Here is a 17,167-nt window from a genome sequence, read left to right as displayed (position 1 = left end):
GGGAGGACGCATGTCCGAAGTCACCGCGAATCCGACATCGGAATCGGGGCCGGAACTCAACCGGGTGATGGGGCCGGGGCTGCTCTTGCTGTTCGTGGTCGGCGACATCCTCGGCACCGGCATCTACGCGTTGACCGGCAAGGTGGCCAACGAGGTCGGCGGGGCCGTGTGGGTGCCGTTCCTCGTAGCGTTCCTGGTCGCGCTCATCACCGGTTTGAGCTATCTCGAGCTGGTCACCAAATATCCGCACGCCGCAGGCGCCGCCCTGTACACGCACAAGGCGTTCGGCATCCACTTCCTCACCTTCATGGTCGCGTTCGCGGTGATGAGTTCGGGTATCACCTCCGCTTCCACCGCCTCGCGGGCCTTCGCGGCCAACTTCGCCGAGGCCTTCGACCTGGAACTCGGCAGCGGGGCCGCGGTGACGGTGATCGCGCTGCTGTTCATGGCCGTGGTGGCGGCGATCAATCTGCGCGGTGTGAGCGAGGGCGTGAAGCTCAACGTGGTGCTCACCTGTGTGGAGCTGACCGGTCTGCTGATCGTCATCGCGATCGGCTGCTGGGCCTTGGGCGTGGGTGACGGCGACTTCTCGCGCATCGTCGAGTTCGACACCGGGGAGCGCAACGCGGTGGGCGGCGTCATCGTGGCCACCACGCTCGCGTTCTACGCGATGGTCGGTTTCGAGGACTCGGTGAACATGGCCGAGGAGTGCAAGGAGCCCACCCGCATCTTCCCGAAGGTCCTGCTCGCCGGACTGCTCATCACCGGGCTGATCTATGTTCTGGTGTCGATCAGCGCGGTCGCGCTCGTCCCCGCCGACCAGCTCGGTGAAGGCGACACGCCCCTGCTGAAGGTGGTCGAGGTCGGCGCGCCGAGCTTCCCGACTCACGTCTTCGCCTACATCACCATGTTCGCCGTCGCCAATTCGGCGCTGATCAACATGCTGATGGCCAGCCGCTTGATCTACGGCATGGCCCGGCAGGGGGTCTTGCCCCGGCCCTTCGGCCGAGTACACGAGCGGCGCCGAACGCCCTACAACGCCATCATCTTCACCACGCTGCTCGCGCTCGGGCTGATCCTGTTCGTCGGTGAAGTGCCCGAACTCGGCGGGACCACGGCGCTGCTGCTGCTCGCGGTGTTCACCGTGGTCAACGTCGCCGTACTGGTGTTGCGCCGAGACCCGGTGCCGCACAAACACTTCAAGACGCCGACGCCGCTGCCGGTCGTGGGTGCGCTCAGCTGTGGCTTTCTGGTCACACCGTTCACCGACCGCAACCCGGCGCAATACGCCATCGCCGGTGTGCTGCTGGCCATCGGAATCGCGCTGTGGGGCCTGAACTACCTGGCCATCCGCGCCATGCGGGCGCAACCCTTGGACAGCGAGCCGCCCGCGGAGTGACCGATCGGCTTGTGCCGCTGCGGATCACCTCCCTCGATGTGCCGGAAATCCGTAGATGACTAGTCGCCGCCCGATAGGTAAGGTGGGCGCCGATGACCAGCATGGAAGCCCGTTTCGGGGATGCCACCCGGACCGTGCCCCTCCCCAACCCGTGGAATCTGACCGCTTATCTGGCTGCGGTGGCGGCCCATCGCGGACGTTCGATCAGCCTGCACCCCGTGCCCAAGGCAATGCTGGCCGACACGGGCTGCGGCGGAGGCGGCCTGTGGGTGGCACGCAAGCACGACGACATCATCGTGTACGACGCCGCGGCGACCGGCCGCAACGCCGATCACGTCATCCTGCACGAGATCGGTCACATGCTGCTCGGTCACCACAAAGACCAGGAACGCGGCGATCCGCTGCCGCCCTCCTTGGCCGTCATCCTGCCCTCGATCTCGCCGCACTCGATCGAACACGTACTCGGCCGTGCGGATTTCGGCGCCGATCGCGAGCGGGAAGCCGAAGTCTTCGCCGACATGACCATGGTGTACTCGACCCTGCCGCGCCGGCGCAAACGGTCGTGGCTGTTCGGGCGTAACCGATAGCTACCAGCGGTCGTAGCGCCCCTCGGGTAGTCGCCTGGCCCCGGCGCGCAGATCGTCGACGAGATCCTGATAGCCGTCGGCCAATTCGTCGATCCGGACCCACGCGTCGTAGACGACCGATTCCGGCGCGTGCGTGAGCGCGACGAATGCCTGGGCGGCCAACATGGCCAGCCGGTCCACCATGCGGCCCACGGTCTCCGCGTGCTCGGGAGCCGCGGGCGGCGGGATCGGCGTCGCCAGGGTGACCCAGCGGTCGATGCCGCGCACGAGTTGCGCCCGGCGCCGGTCGAGTTTGTCGCATCGGTTCGCGGGCGTGCGTTCGCGCGTCTGGTGCAGCTGAGCCAGTTCGCCTGCCGCATCCAGCATCGGATGATCCATGTGCGGTAACCCACGGAAGGCGGCCAGCAGCAGTTCTTTGCCGGGAATCACCCGGGCCTCGGATACCTGGTCCATTTCCGGAACTCCCCTTCCGACCAGGAGGGACGCGTCTGGGCCACGTCCTCGATGCCTTGCCTCGCCGGTGTCCCGGCACTGCCCGAACATCCACATGTGCCTAGCGTGACCGAGAGTCGCTTCTGCCGCCTCGGATTCGGCGAGTTCCGCGCACGCGACACGCCCATCACCCCGATTTTGCGGTCCCCGCCCGGCCCCTCTGCTGTGGCAAACATCCAGTGACCTTGCGTTTTTCGAGGATAGAGCCATCTTTCCTGCGACTATTGCCATCCGATCCGACACGCCAGCCACTCACGAGCGAGCCGGGCAAACGCCGATTGATGCTGTCGCAAACAGGGCGAACGCGGCGGGCCCGGCTTCCGGCAGGCCGCGGCCCAGTAGCCGGCGAGCGCACAGGCGAAGGCATCGACGGCCGCGGGGTCGACATCGCGGGTCACCGGATGGGCGGCGATGATCGGATCCGGGTCGACACCCGCCGCCGCGATCGACGGGGCGAGGGCGACGAGGTCGATCCACGCGGCGCCCCGGCAGGCCCACGCCCAATCGACCGCCAGCACCGCACCGTCCGCTCGCCGCAGCAGGTTGTCCGGACGAAGATCGGTGTGCAGCAGGGTGTCTCCTCCCGCGGCCACCACCCAGGTCGCTTCGAGGGCGGCTAATTCCGTCAGGTGACGAACCGACCAGCTGTCCAGGTCCGCGGGCGGCCCCTCGGCGACGAACGTTCGCCAGCCGACCAGTTGCGGCCCATAGGCGTCCGCCACCGTCGGCACATCCGACAGCGGGCTCGGTGTCAGCTCCGCGGCCAGTCGCGTCAGCAAGTCGAGGGTGTCCTGCAACTCCTCCGGCTCGTCGAGTCGGGGAAACGCCCCTTCGACATCGTCGAACCCGACGATGAACCACCCCGCTGTCTCGCTGACGAACCGGCATCGCGGCGCTGGCGCCGTCGCGGGCAGACGCGACGCGATGTGCGCCTCCTGCCGATACATCTGCGCGAGTTCGTCTCCCGCCTCGATCGCCTTGACGAAGGCCGACTCGCCTCCGACGGTGCGCACGCGCGCCGCTACGCCGTGGCTGAACCCGCCGCGCTGATCGACGGCCGCGCACACGACATCCCCGAGCAGGCGCTCCACTTCCAGTCGCACCGGCTGCGGCACCTCGCCCCACCCGGTCCGCGACGCAGTGCCCAGGTAATTCACCATCGACCCATCGTCCGAGCCTTACCCGCGACTCGCCAACGAATTATTCGTCTTCGCACGACCGCTCAGGAAGTGGCCGCGCAGGTGTCGAGGTAGTCCTGGCCACCGATGTATGTTGTGTGGCCCGAATCCGCGGAAGTGGTGGTGGCCAGGGCGACGGCGGTGGCGAACTCCGCGACGGTGGGCAACGTGCCCTGGTCGCGGCGCGCGGCGACCGCGTCGGGGTTTCGGCGCTCCAGCAGCTGGACGATGATCGTGCCGTCGATCATGTCGCCGGAGACGACGTGCAAGGCGATGCCCTCGGCGGAGAGTTACGGGATCATGGCGCGCAGCGCGTCCTCGCCGGCGCGCTTGCTGGCGGCGATGGGTTCGTAGTCGGCGGGCACCGGTTTACGGCCGTGGAAGTGGGCCTGATGGCTGGTCACGAATACGATCCGCGAACCGGAAGGCATATGCGGCACGGCGAGTCGGACGAGCCGTTCCTGCGCGTCACGGTTGAGGGCCATCGCGTAACCGGGTGAGGCGTTGCGCTCCAGCCCACCGGAGGCGTTGAGGATCAGCACATCCAACCGGCCGAACTCCTCGACCACCCCGGCGACCAGCGCGCCTGCCGAATCCGCGTCGGCGATGTCCGCGCCCGCCGTGGACGCACTGCCGCCCGCCTGCCGGATCGCCTCCGCCAGCGCGTCGGCCCGCTTGGCCTTCTCCCGGTAGTTGATCACCACGTGGTCGCCCTGAGCCGCGAGCACCCGGGCGGTCTCCGCGCCGATACCGCGGGAGGCGCCCGTGATCAGAACGATTCGCCGTCCGGTCGTGTCGTCCACTGTCACCCTCTCGGTCCGCCCGGCGGCCCGGGCCAGTGCTTCTATTTCAGAATCACTATGCTGGTTCTAAATGAGAAGCGCAAACGAACCCAAGCCGCCGCGCGGCCGGGACGACCCGGCGAACGCGCCGCTGCTGGCCACCATGGACATGCTCGGCCAGCGCTGGATCCTGCGCATCCTGTGGGAACTGGAACCCGATCGCCTCGGCTTCCTCGAACTGCGCAGACGCATGGGCAATTGCTCCTCCAGCATGCTGTCGGTGCGCTTGCAGCACCTGCAGTCCGCAGGTCTGATCGCGAAGAATCCCGACAAGTCGTATGAATTGACCACCGCGGGCATCGAACTCGGCACGGCGTTGGGGCCGGTTTGGGACTGGTCGCGCCGCTGGCGGGTGACTCCGACCGACGCCGGTACCGACTGAGCGGCTCATGCGCCTGCGCAACGTCCACGAATCAGGGCGATTGTGCTGGTCGAATCAGCGGGCCTGGCTCCGCATGCGAGCCCGAGACTTTTCGGCGAAATGTGTGTGCTGGTGAGTCGCACCGGGAGGGCGGGGTTGACCTTCGAGTTGGTTGAGGCTCCATGATGGCCGGGTGACGAGTTCGGAGCCCGCGGGGTTGATCACGATCGGTGTGCTCGCGCGGGCCAGCGGGCTCACGGCGAGCGCGCTGCGGTTCTACGACGACTGTGGCCTGCTCGTTCCGGCCCGGGTCGACCCGCTGACCGGATACCGCTATTACGCCGAGGCGCAGCGGGAACGGGCGACGCTCATCCGGCAGCTGCGGGCGATCGAGCTGCCGCTGGAGGCGATCGCGGAGATTCTCGCCGGTGACGCCGAGCGCGCGCACCGCCTGCTCGATCGTCACGTGGCGGAACTGACGCGCAGAGCGCGCGAAGCCGCGCACGTCGCCGCGACGGTCAAACAGTCGCTCGGCGCTCACGTGGCGGTCGACGCCGCGGCGCTGGCGCAGGCGCTCGAGCAGGTGCGCACCGCCGCTGCCCGGACCCGGGAGATTCCCGTGCTGGCGGGCGTTCTGCTGGAAGCGGGCGCGAACGCCGTCACCCTCACGGCGACCGACCGCTACCGTCTATCCACCCGCACGGTGGTGGCTAAGCGGCAGCACGGCGGCGAATGGTCCGTAGTGCTCGATCCGAACGGACTCGAGTCGATCGCCGAACGGCTGCGCGGCATGGACGAGGTCGTCGCCGCACCGGCCGACGACGGACTGATTCTGACCGGAGACGGCGTCACACATCGGTTCGGTGTCATCGACGAATCCTTTCCGGATCACCGCGCTGTGCTGTCGGGGCTGGGCGCGGTCCGCACCAGGGCGATCGTCGCCCGGGACGGGATGCTGGACTTGCTCGAAAGATCGGATACGCCAGTACGATTCGTGATACACCCGGCCGGAATCATGGCGTCCGCACCCGGCGCAGCGCATCGCCTGCCCGGGACGGTCACCGGCTGCGCAGTCACCCTGTCGTTCGACCCCACGACGCTGCTGCCCGCCGTCCACACCGCGCTCGGCCCCGATCTCATGCTCGATATCATCGCGGCCGATCAGCCGGTGATCCTGCGCTCCGCGACCGACGGAGACCTGACCACCCTGGCTATGCCGGTCCGTCCCTCCGACCACAACATCCCGTGACAGACGCGCGGACGACCATCGAGCACCCGCATCCCCCAGTCGGACCACGCCCAACCGCACCATCTCTTGTCAACCGGCGCCGCAATCGGTCTTCCCACCTCGCGGTCCCCGGCACAGTTACCGCTGATCGTCAGCCCCGGCCCCTCGGTCGAGCGACCGCAAGCACCCAATTCGCAGCCGCATGTCATCGACTTCGATTGCCGTCCACCCCGCACTCGAGTCGGCCGTCAGGATGCGCCCACGAGCACCACCTCATCCATGCACACACTGTCCGAAGGAGACCCGCATGAACTCGGCAACCGACCCCACCATGAACGCCATCACCAGCGCTGTCGCGCTCGGCCGCGAGGGCCGTCCGGACGACGCGCGGAACGCTCTGCTCACCGCGTGGGCCGCGCTCGGCCCGCAAGGCGACCCGCTGCACCGGTGCACACTCGCCCACTATCTCGCCGACCTGTACGACGACGCCGCCGAAGCGCTCACCTGGGACATCCGCGCGCTGGACGCCGCCGACAGCCTTACCGACGATCGCGCGCGGACCTACGACGAATCGCTACGGGTGGCCGCGTTCTACCCGTCACTGCACCTCAACCTCGCCGACGACTACCGCAGGCTCGGCTCGTTCGATGCCGCGCAGCGCGAAATCGACGCCGCCCGCGCGTGTCTGCACACGCTCGCCGACGACGGCTACGGCACGACGATCCGAACGGCGGTCGACGAAGTCGAGTCGGCGATCCGCGAACGGCGCACCGAACGCCGGGACTCGGCGCCGACCGGGGGCCGATAACGCGCGAGCAGCCCGCACCGATCCGGTGCGGGCTGCTCGGGAACGGACCTACTTCAAGCGCAGCTTGCCGAACAGACCGTCCTTCTCGTCGTCGGGCCCGGCGGTGAAGTACAGCGAGTCCGCGTCACCGAGGCTCTCGCCGTTGCCGAACATCAACGCCCACAGTCCCTCGATGGCGACCGGCTTGCCGTCGGCGTCGCGCAGGTAGTCGGCGAACTTGCCGGTGGTGTCGTCGTAGGCCAGCACGTGCCCGGCGCCGCCGAAGTTGCCGACCAGCAGTTTGCCGCTGAGCGGCCCGAACCCGTCCGGCGCGATCGTCACCGCCCATGGCGCGTTGAGGCGCTTGCCGTCGTCGATGATGCGCACCAGCTTGCCGTTGGCGTCGAACTCGGCGAGCTTGCCCTTGTCCGGCTTGCCGCCCGCGTCCTGCTCTTCGTCCTTGTCCAGCGAATCCTCTTCGCCGGCGTCGAACGCGGCCGCGTCCTTCTCGTCCGGCTGCGTGGTGGCGTAGGCGACGAACACCCGGTTACCGACGGTCGAGACGTTGAACGGCGCCGGATCGCCGGGCTTGGCCTTCTTGCCCTTCTCCGGCGCGGCCGGGTCGATCGCGTCGCCGGTCGCGAACGGGTTGGCGAAGCCTGCGGTCGGGATCAGCTGCCAGTTGCGGTCGAACGTCCGGACCTGCGGATCGGCGCCGAAATCGGCGGCCAGCAGCTTGTCACCGGACGGGGCGAGCGCGAGACCGAAGAACTGCATCCCCTGCGGCTGGCCGTCGAAGACCAGGTTCGCGGGCCCGTCGTGGCGCACGATCCGGCCCTCGAAGCCCAGCTCGGTCCAGGCGGAGATCTTGCCGGAGTCGGTGGCGAAGATGAACCGCGCCGACCCGTTCAGCGGCCCACCTTCCGCCTCCACCGGCTGATCGCGCACGACGAACAGATCGGAGGTGATCGGCGCCGGATTGAACACCACGCCGGTGGTCTTGCCCACGCTCTTGTCCGAAGTGTCGGCATCGGCGCCGGGAATGGTGACGATCTTCAAATCGTCCTGGAAGAGCTTCTGCACCTTCCCGTCCGAGGACTTGGTCACATCGCCGACGAACTGGAACGATTTACCGCCCGCACCGACCCAGAAGTGCCCACCGGCGCCCTTGGGCCGGTCGGCCAGCCCCCAGGCGTTCACCAGGTCGGGAAAAGTGAACTGCGCCTTGTACTCCGCGCTATTGGCCGCGAGATTGGTCTGGACGTATTTGTTGCCGTCGAGCGCGGGCACGTCGTCCGACTTCGAGTCCGAGCAGCCCGCCGCCACGATCAAGGCGACACCGAGCGCCGACGCGCGCAGCAGACCACTCCGGGTCCGCGACCGAGGCAGACCGCCACGGTGCGACTCATTCCAACGTCCGTTCAACTTCTTGTTTCCTTTCCGACCACACCACATTGGTGATAAGGCGAAGCTAACCTTAGCGTGGAGCAAATTCGGGAGTACCCGAACGGTTGAACGAGGTCGGGTTAGGCTGTTCGCCGTGGTCGAACCCCAGCCTCCTATTGCTCTCCATCCCGATATCGCTCCGCTCGCTCCGCTGCTCGGCACCTGGCGCGGCAACGGGCAGGGGGAATACCCGACCATTCAGCCGTTCGGTTATGTCGAGGAAATCCGGTTCGGCCATCTCGGCCGCCCCTTCCTCACCTACCGGCAGAAGACCCGCGCCGCCGACGACGGCCGGCCGCTGCACGCCGAGACCGGCTATCTGCGTTGCCCGCGCCCGGACCGCGTCGAATTGATCCTCGCCCATCCCACCGGGATCACCGAAATCTGCGAGGGCTCGCTCGCCGTCGAGGACGGCACACTGCGCATGGAATTGGACTCCACCGCCATCGGTCGCAGCAGCACCGCGAAACTCGTCACGGCCCTCGGCCGCTCGCTGCGCCTGTCCGGCGACACCATCGACTACACACTGCGGATGGCGGCGGTCGGCGAACCACTGCAACATCACCTCGCCGCCACCCTGCTGCGCAACTGAACCTCGTCGGGCGCTTGCTAGAAAGCGCTCGGCAACCGGCGCCGGCCTCTGCTCAACTCGGTGACCAGATCCTCGTAGGCGATCGCCAGCTCGGCCAGCCGCTCCCAGGCGAACCACAGGTCCCACTCCTGATCGTCGGCCATGGCCGCGTACGCGCACGCGCTCAGCCGAGCGAGGCGGTCGACCACCGAGCCGACCGATTCGGTGTGCAGATAGGCCCCGCCGCGCGCCGCGGGCAACCGAACCTCGACCCAGCGGTCGACGTCCCGGATCAGCCGGGTCCGGCGCTCATCGATGTCGCGTACCTCTCCCTCGCGCAACCTGCGCATGTGCAGCTCCGCGAGAGTGCGTGCCCGCAGCAGCACCGGGTGTCCCGGCGGCGGCGTGCCCTCCCGGCAGGCTCGCAGCAGCTCACTCCGCGTCGGCAAGCCCTCGCTCACGGCGCGCCTTTCCCGCCCGCGCGGGCCAGCACGCAATTCACGATCACCAGGCCGGACGGACGGAACGTGTCACGCGGCGCCACCACCCATCGGCGGAATACGTCGCTCGCGTCGGCGGGCGAGGGCAGCGCGATTTCGCTGCCGAACGGCACGACCGAGACATCGAGCCGGAACAAGGCCGCGAACAGCCGCATGTCGTCGGGTAGATCGGGCCGGCACAGAAAGGTCCATCGGCGGGAACGAATATGCGCGATGACCGGGCCGAGCGGCCTGCCACGGAAAAGCATGTCGTCACGCACGCACTGCCCCAGCCCGTCGGGCATCGTGATCCCGCCCACCACACCCGCCTTCACCACGATCCGGCCGATCTCCGGATGTATACCGGCGGGCAGCCCACAGGTGCGGCGGTAAAAAGCGCAGCGGGACGCCGGGGTGTCCGCGAATGCCGCATGATTCATTCGCCAACCTCGATTCACATAGTTCGGTACGCGAGAAATCCCGGTCGCTGGACCTGTAACCGTTGGGACGGTTAAGGTTTCAGCACTTCTTCGATTCGGACCGGTCGCGATCAGTAGAGCACCGGAAATTGCTGGGCGGGAACGTTCTCAGTGGTGGAATCGGGCGGAATCCGCCCAGGTTCCAAGGCCCCCCGCCACAAGGTTCCAGTTAGGTACCCGGCCGCTAGTTCGGCTACGAAAGGGATTCGTCGTGACTCCAACAGGTTCCACCCTGCCCCGTCGGATGCTGGGGCGGCAGCTGCGGGCGATGCGGATCAGCGCGGGCATCAGCGCGGAGTACGCCCGCGACGCGATCGACGTCAGCAAACAAACACTGTGGCGGATGGAGACCGGACAGCCGGTCCGGCTCCATCCCCTGTTCGTGGAGGGGCTGTGCAAGCTATACGGGGCATCCGAAGAGCGCACCGCCATCCTGCTCAACCTGGTCGAGGAGACCAAGCGCACCGGATGGTGGCATGCGTTCAATGACACCATCCTCGAGGACTTCAACCTCTTCGTGGAGTTGGAGGCGACAGCCAAACGCATCGGCTCCTATCAAACAACCCTCCTCCCCGGACTGCTGCAAACCGACGAGTATCGGCGTGCCTTGATCTGGGTCCGCTTCGCGGCGATGTCCGGGGCGGAGGTCGAGCGAAAGATGGAGGCATTCAGGCAGCGGAAATCGCGCTTGAACAACGACTCCGACCCGGTACGCTTCGAAGCCGTCATCGATGAATCCGCGCTGCGCCGGGCGATCGGTGGGCACTCGGTCATGGAGGGCCAGCTCGAACACCTGGTGCGAGTCGGTGAACAACCGAATGTTTCGGTACGTGTGGTGCCCCTTGCCGCAGAGGCATACGCCGGGCTGAACGTCGGCTCGTTCGTGATTCTCGACTTCCCGCAGCACCCGATCGCCCATCTCACCGAGCCACCGGTCGTCTACATGCAGGGATTCACCGGTGACCTGTATCTTGAGAAGCCTGACGAGGTCCGGGCTCACCGCCAGGCGTTCGCCGACCTCTTGCGATCGGCCCTCGATCAGGAGAGAAGCCGAGCCCTCCTCCGCGAGATCGCCAAGGAGTATGCCGAATGAGCGCCAGCCTATCCGACGCCACCTGGTTCAAGAGCAGCTACAGCAGCGCTGACAGAGACTGCGTGCAGGTCGCGTTTCTGCGTGAAGGCTTGGTGGGGGTACGAGACTCGAAGAACCCCGCCGGCCCAGCACTCGTATTCACAACGTGCGAGTGGCACTCGTTCACGACTCGCGTGACAAGCGGAGGACGCTATCGGTCGGAGTCCTGAGGAAGCTTCTATTCGCGACCCCGGAACCTCCCTCGCCAGCGGTTCCGGGTCCGCGCGCCCGGCCCGACACTGCCGAGCCGTCAATTGGCTCACCAGACCGCTTGCACCCGACGAAACCCGCCGGTAGCGTCGACATTCGCTGCGGGGGGCGGGGAAGCCGGTCCGGCCTCGAAGAGCCAGGACACTAACCGGTGTGCAAGGGGAACGATGACATCAGGGCGGAATTTTCGGCGACTGGCCATCCTCTTTGCCGGTGCTGCGCTCGCGCTGACAGGCTGCGACTCCTCGACCGATGGTGATCTGACGCCAACTGCGGGCTCTTCCGCAAGCAAAACCTTAGCGCCCGACGTGCCCACCGGCTATGACCCGTGCACCGACATTCCCCAGCCCGTTCTCGATTCCGAGAACCTGCGAAGCAAGGACAAACAGGACTCTAATGCGTCGGGGGGTGTCAAATGGCGTGGTTGCGCCTGGATCCAGACTGACGGATATGCACCGGTCATCACCACGACAAACATCACCGTGGATATGGTGCGAGACAAGAAATTTGCAGATACGCATGAGTACACGATCAACGGACGCCGCGCGATCTCAACACGGCAGGTAGAAGAGCATCCCGAAGGGGTATGCACGATCAACGTGGAGATGAAGGGTGGAAGCCTCGAATTCTTCCTCAGCAATCCGCCGTCGCGGAAGAATACCGGGGCCCTGGACACATGCACACTGGCACGGACCCTGGCAGAGAAGGTAGTGCCCACAATGCCCGTCACTGCATGAGATTCGCTGAAGCGATCGAGCCAACCGGGAGGGAGTAGCACATGGGTGACGACAGCGCACAGCCACCTCGGCCGATGGGGAACATCCTGAACGCTGCGCGAGAGGGACAGCTAGGAATGCAGATGTCCCCTGAGGACTTCATCTACATTGACCGCGATTGCGAGTATTTCAAGAACGCTATTCAAAAGATCCAGAGGACGATGGACTTCGTTTCACGGCAGTCTCACTGGGGGCTCGGCGAGGGCAGCAGTGACATGGTCTCGGCGGGAACCTTGGTCGATAGATTCAAGAAGAAGGCTCGCGGAGCCGAGGACCTAAACAGCGTCCATCAGATCATGGAAGATCACTATCGCATCGTCGAGGACATCCAAGAAGTGCACCGGCTCGCCCGGGATCGAATCATGCAGGCGGACAGCGACTTTGCCGAAGCTTTCAACAGACTGAACACCACCCTGCCTGAGCGCCCGCCCGTTGGAGTCCAATTCTCACCGCCTAGGCTTCCGAATGGAACGAACGAATGAGCGGCTACGAGAACAAGCGCATCCCGAGCGGGGGTGAGCACGCCGACAGTTGGGAACACTCGCGGATCAACGACACGTTCAAGCCACTCGATCCCACCGACGCGTTCAGCCAAGCCGATACGTACTGGCAAGCTCGTAACGAGTGGGAGCGGGGTGTCGAAACTTTCGCTCGCTCCATCCAGACCTCCATAGCTCAAGCCTGGTCCGGCCCCGCAGCGGAGCAGTCCAAGAGCGCTATCGCCAAGTACACCAGCGACGCGCAGAACCTGACGGCGTCCCTGGAGGAGTTGTACTACCGGGTCCGCGACGCCGCCACCGCGATCGCCGATACGAAGAAGGCTCTCCCGGACCTCGTTGAATTCTCCTTCGGAGAGCGGATCTTTCATCCGACGCGCTGGATTCTGTCGGACGACCGGTCCGAGGCCGAGCAGTCCGCGCGGGTCGCGATGAAGGAGTTCTACGTACAGCCCTTCAGCGAGATGGACGGCAAGATCCCGGTGCTGCCCACTCCGGTCGGCCCGACCGCATCGGTGGACATTCCAGCACCCCCGCCGGGTGGATACCACAGCGACGACAGCGGCAGCCCCACGACGGACGACCCGGGCACCAGCCCTACCGACACCGGCACTCCCGGCGACAAGGACGGCGACGGCAAGCCCGACGAGACGAGCACCGAGGAGCCGCAGTCCACCGACGAGTCGACGCAGGACGAACAATCCTCCGACACGACAGCGACGGACACCTCGACCACACCCGCGGGCGTGGACCCCACGTCGACGACTCCCGCCGGTACCACGGACCCGACCAAGACCGTGCCGGCCGGAACTCCGACTCCGCACAGCCCGGGCTCCCCGGGCAGTCCCGGAACTCCCGGCACCACGAACCAGCCGCAACCGGGCCGCAGCATCGCGGGCGCACCGGGCACGCCGAGCACATCGGTGAATCCGGCCGCGACAACGAACACCTCGGTCCGTGGCACGAGCGGCACGCCGGGAATGATGGCCCCCGGCGCTCGCGGCGGCGGCAAGGACGACGAATCCGAGCACAAGACACCGGACTACCTGATCACCCAGGAGAACACCGACGAGCTGCTCGGTGAAGTCCCGAGAACGCTGCCCGGCGGCGTCATCGGCGGTACGCCCGACTGATCGGGCCACACCCTTCTCGATTTCGCGCGCGCCCGCATCGCGTATCGGTGGCGGGCGTGCGCGCGTGGACATTGGCCGCCTTCACGCGGCCGGATTGGACCTCACATGGCTGAATGGACCTGGGATCCCGACGACTTCGCCGCTCTCTGGTACGGCGACGCCCACGATCGCATCCCCGGCCCCCTGCGCTACACCAGTCGTTTCGCCTTCCGCGACGACTTCGCCGCCCACCGCACCGCCGTGTGGCAGCGCTACTGCGCCGACGAACGCGACGAGATCGCCGCGGCCTTCCGCACCTTGGGCGACTCCGACCTTCGCATCGAGATCCTCGGCGGCACCTGCAAGCACAAGAACAGCACCGGTCCCGACGACATCCGCGAGTACCGGATCCTCGGCGCGCGCGACAGCTACCGCGCCGTCGTCCTGAGCCAAGCGGGCAATCACACCGAGCACGGCCCGATTCGCGCACGCATGTTCCCCGCCGACCAACTCCCGGCCCGCCTCGTGAACGCCATCCCTCCCTGCGCCCCCGGAGCCGAGCGACCGGCCACCTTCCACCCCCACGACCTGACCCCCCGCCGCGACACCTACCTCCAGGACAACGCTCGCAACACTCCCCGCGAGCAATACCAGCGCCTCCTCGGCCGCCCCATCGACGGCGGCGGCACCGCCGTCCTCCTCACCGCTCCCCTGCACACCCGCACAAAACCCGCCAAAGTCCTCCAATGGCACGACATCTCCGACGACGGCCGCTACACCGAACACCGCACCGACCACATCACCGTCCGCCCCACCACCCCCACCGACCTGACCACCCACTTCACAACCTGGATCACCCAAGCCCTCGAACGCCTCGCAGCCACCCACCCCGAAAGTTGGTAGGCGTGGGTCACTGCTCGCCCGCCGCGCCGGGTCCCGGCTCCAGCGGCGGTGCGTCCGCACGGGACCAAGCGAAGCCGCGTGGCTCATGTATTGCTGGAGTGTGGTTTTCGCGTCGAAGTACGCAGTGGAAGAACCTACCGCCCAAGCCGTGGCTTCACCCTTGTCGGGGCGGCAAAAGGAACGGTAGTGTCTGTCCGCAACAGCATGAGGGGAACGAATCACTGGATTGCTGGTGCACCACGGCGGGCCGTGAGGGGGCTGGTGATTTTCGCAGTCTGCGGTGAATTGCAGCTCGCTGTCACTTGATTCGACAGCGGCCATCGGCGAAACGATGACACTGCAGTGAAGACAGAAGGGGAAAGAGTGACGACTGGCTTGATCGGAGTCGGCCTGATCACAATGAATCTCGACGAAGGGCGCCTTCCGGTAGATGTCGATGTGAGCCGGAATATCCACGACCGCCTGGAATCCGCGGACCTCTCCGCGGCGGCGATGACCGGCTATTATGTGGCGCTGTGGCGGCATGATGCGCCGGTAATCGCAACGGGCAGATGGACCGAATTGACTGTATCCCCCACTCGTCGCGCGGAACTGATCACACTTCTCGACACCCGATCACTCGCCGAATTCGAGATGGTTGAACGATCATTGCGGCTGAGTGATGAATTCGTAGGGCAAGGGCCGGTGACCGACTTCGGAGCGCCCTCGATCACTGTGGTCGCGAACATCTCGCGCATCGGCAGCATCGAGATCGATCCGCGGTGGGCGGCCACGGCCAGCCCGTCCTATATTTCACACGATATCCTCGACTGCGCGAATCAGATCCGGCAACAGCGCCCACGCTTCCACGAAGACGGGACATGGGCCGACCGCACCGACGATGAACTCGAACACGAACTCGCGGAATACAAGCGCTACCTGATGAGGAACTCGTAATGGTCAATTTCTCAGCGGATCTGAACCAACTGGTCAAGGCGGCCAGAGCGTGGGATCAGGCGTCGGACGCCCTCACCGTCGCCGCTACCGAGGCGCAGAGCATCCATTTCAGTCACCAGGACGTCGCCTGGGGGCTGTTCCGAGAAACTTGGGACGCTCAGATGGCCGCTGCAAGGTATATGTACGACAGATTAGTCGAAGGCAGAGACGAAACGGATTCCATCGCCACGGTTCTGGATCATGTCGCCAAGGCAATTCAGGAACAGGACCAGAACTTCGCGAACGTTCTGATCGAGCTGGAGGAAGATTACTGATGGGTGCCACGAAGTCTCTGGACGAGATCAACACCGTACTCGACCGGTTCTCCGACCAGATCGCGGAGATCAGGAACCAGCCCGCCGAGGTGGATGAGGCGTTCCGGAAGGCGGCGATCGCCGCCGCCGAGGTCGAGGCGGCGACCTTCTTCGGAGCGGCCGGCGCGGTGGCCGGCGCCATCTACGGCGCGATGACCGAAGATGATTTCACCGGCTACATGCAGGACCACAAGGAAGCGGTCAAGAAGAAGATCCAAGAACTTTTGGACAAACTGCAGGGTGCGGTCGGCAGCTCGAAGGCGCCCATCGCCTTCCTGCAGACGAGCCAGGCCTGGACGACGCTGAAGGGGAAAATCGGCGCAGCGCAGAACAACGAAGTGAACAACGGGAACATAACCGGCTACTGGGCAGGAGCGGCAGCACTCAAGTACACAGCGGCTCGGACACTCCAGGACACCGCGATGGATTCCGCTAAATCCACCTGCGACAAGGTGGCCGAAGCACTTGCCAAGGTGTCGGACATCGCTTGGGACTTCTATTCCAAAATCGTAACAGATATCGCGGACCTGCTCATAGGGCTCGGAAAAGCTCTTACCAAGATGGCCACCTTTGTCGCCACTCCTCTCGGAGTCTCCGATGCGATTGATATTCTTGGAAAAGTCATCAGCAGCACTGTCAAGTATACGGAAGATCTTATAGATGCCCTCCTTTCGCAAAGGCAGGCCATCAACAAGATAAAGGAGTCGACAGAAAGTCAGAAAGGATTCCATAACAATCATTGGCCGCGTAGCGCTTCCGATGACTTCAACATCAACTCCCCCAGCCCTGAATGGCAGGCGACATGAACCCGAGAAAGCTGCTTGCGATTCCGGCCCTGGCGGTGCTGCTCTCGGCCTGCAATCTGTTTCCACGCACTCATCCCGACAGGTATGAGATACCGACGAGCAACCACACCATCCAGGAGTTGTGTGACTCTACGGAGCAGTTTTTCGTCACGCGAGCGGGCGCCGAGAATTTGAAGGTCAGCGCCGGTGCCGGCGGAAAAGCGCTGACCGATGAGATCGGCACCGGTAATGGGTGCTTCTATGAGAAGGCCGACGGATCCGCATGGCCGTCTCCCCTCGGATATGTATCGCTATTTCGCGTCGTCAGCGGTAACACCCTGTCCGAATCTCCCTCGACGACAGAGAACTACCCGACCGAGGTCATGACTGTAGACGGCGTGACTGTCAAGGTAGCTGTTGAGCCACTGCCAAAGGGGGGCGATCACGCCACCACACTGCTCGATGTCAACCTCCTCGCCACAGTCGACGGCTGGAAGGGCGAACTCCGCTTCAGAGCCACCGAAGACCAAACGACGCGAGATGACAAATCGACACGAGAGGGCGCGCAAGCCCTGGTGAACATGATCCGCACACTGAAGGGTTGATCGCTCTCG

At 65.5% G+C, this 17,167-nt stretch carries 21 protein-coding genes and 1 pseudogene; 16 read left to right on the top strand and 6 right to left on the bottom strand.

The genetic code is table 11. The features are described 5' to 3' along the window. The first annotated feature begins 10 nt into the window (after nucleotides 1-10). On the top strand, nucleotides 11-1,399 hold the full coding sequence (locus ABZ803_RS07165; RefSeq protein WP_357033889.1) for an APC family permease: 1,389 nt from the start codon (nucleotides 11-13) through the stop codon (nucleotides 1,397-1,399). A 92-nt stretch (nucleotides 1,400-1,491) separates the two neighbouring features. Continuing rightward, a complete protein-coding gene (locus ABZ803_RS07160; RefSeq protein WP_357033887.1) occupies nucleotides 1,492-1,986 on the top strand; it encodes a hypothetical protein in 495 nt (164 codons plus the stop codon). On the opposite strand, the gene ABZ803_RS07155 is transcribed toward ABZ803_RS07160, so the two are convergent. The 3 genes and pseudogenes from ABZ803_RS07155 to ABZ803_RS07145 form a co-directional block, all read right to left on the bottom strand. Beyond that, nucleotides 1,987-2,439 carry a DUF4254 domain-containing protein gene (locus tag ABZ803_RS07155; RefSeq protein WP_357033885.1) on the bottom strand — a complete coding sequence of 151 codons (453 nt, stop codon included), beginning with the start codon at nucleotides 2,437-2,439 and terminating at the stop codon, nucleotides 1,987-1,989. It abuts the gene before it with no gap. A 260-nt stretch (nucleotides 2,440-2,699) separates the two neighbouring features. Further along, nucleotides 2,700-3,638: a phosphotransferase gene (locus tag ABZ803_RS07150; RefSeq protein ID WP_357033883.1), complete on the bottom strand. Its 939-nt coding sequence runs from the start codon at nucleotides 3,636-3,638 to the stop codon at nucleotides 2,700-2,702. Nucleotides 3,639-3,700: 62 nt separating this feature from the next. Continuing rightward, nucleotides 3,701-4,465 (bottom strand): annotated as a pseudogene (locus ABZ803_RS07145) (SDR family oxidoreductase). A gap of 64 nt (nucleotides 4,466-4,529) precedes the next feature. Here ABZ803_RS07145 and ABZ803_RS07140 point away from each other — a divergent pair. The 3 genes from ABZ803_RS07140 (at nucleotide 4,530) to ABZ803_RS07130 (ending at nucleotide 6,895) form a co-directional block, all read left to right on the top strand. Continuing rightward, a complete protein-coding gene (locus tag ABZ803_RS07140) occupies nucleotides 4,530-4,880 on the top strand; it encodes a helix-turn-helix domain-containing protein (RefSeq protein WP_357033881.1) in 351 nt (116 codons plus the stop codon). Between the two features lie 172 nt (nucleotides 4,881-5,052). Next, nucleotides 5,053-6,108 (top strand): MerR family transcriptional regulator, encoded by a 1,056-nt coding sequence (locus ABZ803_RS07135; RefSeq protein ID WP_357033879.1) that lies wholly within the window; start codon nucleotides 5,053-5,055, stop codon nucleotides 6,106-6,108. A gap of 286 nt (nucleotides 6,109-6,394) precedes the next feature. Beyond that, nucleotides 6,395-6,895 (top strand): hypothetical protein, encoded by a 501-nt coding sequence (locus tag ABZ803_RS07130; RefSeq protein ID WP_357033877.1) that lies wholly within the window; start codon nucleotides 6,395-6,397, stop codon nucleotides 6,893-6,895. Nucleotides 6,896-6,943: 48 nt separating this feature from the next. On the opposite strand, the gene ABZ803_RS07125 is transcribed toward ABZ803_RS07130, so the two are convergent. Beyond that, entirely contained in the window at nucleotides 6,944-8,236 is a 1,293-nt protein-coding gene (locus tag ABZ803_RS07125) for a TIGR03118 family protein (protein ID WP_357034345.1), read from the bottom strand. Nucleotides 8,237-8,414: 178 nt separating this feature from the next. On the opposite strand from ABZ803_RS07125, the gene ABZ803_RS07120 reads away from it, so the two are divergent. After that, entirely contained in the window at nucleotides 8,415-8,912 is a 498-nt protein-coding gene (locus ABZ803_RS07120; protein WP_084499217.1) for a peroxynitrite isomerase, read from the top strand. Nucleotides 8,913-8,929: 17 nt separating this feature from the next. Here the strand turns inward: ABZ803_RS07120 and ABZ803_RS07115 are convergent, their stop codons facing one another. Together ABZ803_RS07115 and ABZ803_RS07110 are read right to left on the bottom strand one after the other, a co-directional pair. After that, nucleotides 8,930-9,352, bottom strand: a complete 423-nt coding sequence (locus tag ABZ803_RS07115; protein WP_357033875.1) for a DUF4254 domain-containing protein — start codon at nucleotides 9,350-9,352, stop codon at nucleotides 8,930-8,932. Continuing rightward, nucleotides 9,349-9,810, bottom strand: a complete 462-nt coding sequence (locus ABZ803_RS07110) for a DNA-directed RNA polymerase subunit beta (protein WP_357033873.1) — start codon at nucleotides 9,808-9,810, stop codon at nucleotides 9,349-9,351. The genes ABZ803_RS07115 and ABZ803_RS07110 overlap by 4 nt, the downstream gene beginning before the upstream one ends. A 250-nt stretch (nucleotides 9,811-10,060) precedes the next feature. Here ABZ803_RS07110 and ABZ803_RS07105 point away from each other — a divergent pair, with 250 nt between their 5' ends. The 10 genes from ABZ803_RS07105 to ABZ803_RS07060 all read left to right on the top strand — a co-directional run bounded on the left by ABZ803_RS07105 (nucleotide 10,061) and on the right by ABZ803_RS07060 (nucleotide 17,158). Next, nucleotides 10,061-10,942 carry a helix-turn-helix transcriptional regulator gene (locus ABZ803_RS07105; protein WP_357033871.1) on the top strand — a complete coding sequence of 294 codons (882 nt, stop codon included), beginning with the start codon at nucleotides 10,061-10,063 and terminating at the stop codon, nucleotides 10,940-10,942. After that, nucleotides 10,939-11,151, top strand: coding sequence for a DUF397 domain-containing protein (locus ABZ803_RS07100; protein WP_357033869.1), 213 nt, complete (start codon nucleotides 10,939-10,941; stop codon nucleotides 11,149-11,151). Before ABZ803_RS07105 ends, ABZ803_RS07100 begins: the two co-directional genes overlap by 4 nt. 207 nt (nucleotides 11,152-11,358) lie before the next feature. After that, the gene (locus ABZ803_RS07095; RefSeq protein WP_357033867.1) at nucleotides 11,359-11,928 is read left to right on the top strand and encodes a DUF3558 domain-containing protein; all 570 of its coding nucleotides are present in this window, start codon (nucleotides 11,359-11,361) and stop codon (nucleotides 11,926-11,928) included. A 41-nt stretch (nucleotides 11,929-11,969) separates the two neighbouring features. Continuing rightward, entirely contained in the window at nucleotides 11,970-12,449 is a 480-nt protein-coding gene (locus tag ABZ803_RS07090; protein ID WP_357033865.1) for a hypothetical protein, read from the top strand. Beyond that, nucleotides 12,446-13,597, top strand: coding sequence for a hypothetical protein (locus ABZ803_RS07085; protein ID WP_357033863.1), 1,152 nt, complete (start codon nucleotides 12,446-12,448; stop codon nucleotides 13,595-13,597). Before ABZ803_RS07090 ends, ABZ803_RS07085 begins: the two co-directional genes overlap by 4 nt. 105 nt (nucleotides 13,598-13,702) lie before the next feature. Beyond that, nucleotides 13,703-14,479: an ESX secretion-associated protein EspG gene (locus tag ABZ803_RS07080; protein ID WP_357033861.1), complete on the top strand. Its 777-nt coding sequence runs from the start codon at nucleotides 13,703-13,705 to the stop codon at nucleotides 14,477-14,479. Nucleotides 14,480-14,842: 363 nt separating this feature from the next. After that, nucleotides 14,843-15,415, top strand: coding sequence for a hypothetical protein (locus ABZ803_RS07075; RefSeq protein WP_357033859.1), 573 nt, complete (start codon nucleotides 14,843-14,845; stop codon nucleotides 15,413-15,415). Then, the gene (locus tag ABZ803_RS07070) at nucleotides 15,415-15,729 is read left to right on the top strand and encodes a hypothetical protein (RefSeq protein ID WP_357033857.1); all 315 of its coding nucleotides are present in this window, start codon (nucleotides 15,415-15,417) and stop codon (nucleotides 15,727-15,729) included. Before ABZ803_RS07075 ends, ABZ803_RS07070 begins: the two co-directional genes overlap by 1 nt. Then, nucleotides 15,729-16,574: a hypothetical protein gene (locus ABZ803_RS07065; RefSeq protein WP_357033855.1), complete on the top strand. Its 846-nt coding sequence runs from the start codon at nucleotides 15,729-15,731 to the stop codon at nucleotides 16,572-16,574. The genes ABZ803_RS07070 and ABZ803_RS07065 overlap by 1 nt, the downstream gene beginning before the upstream one ends. After that, nucleotides 16,571-17,158: a hypothetical protein gene (locus ABZ803_RS07060; RefSeq protein ID WP_357033853.1), complete on the top strand. Its 588-nt coding sequence runs from the start codon at nucleotides 16,571-16,573 to the stop codon at nucleotides 17,156-17,158. The genes ABZ803_RS07065 and ABZ803_RS07060 overlap by 4 nt, the downstream gene beginning before the upstream one ends. Nucleotides 17,159-17,167: the final 9 nt, after the last annotated feature.

The organism is Nocardia sp. NPDC047648 (assembly GCF_040642815.1).
Lineage (GTDB): Bacteria > Actinomycetota > Actinomycetes > Mycobacteriales > Mycobacteriaceae > Nocardia > Nocardia gamkensis.
The sequence above is the reverse complement of the archived record's forward strand: the minus strand, read 5'-3'. Positions and strand labels throughout refer to the sequence as shown.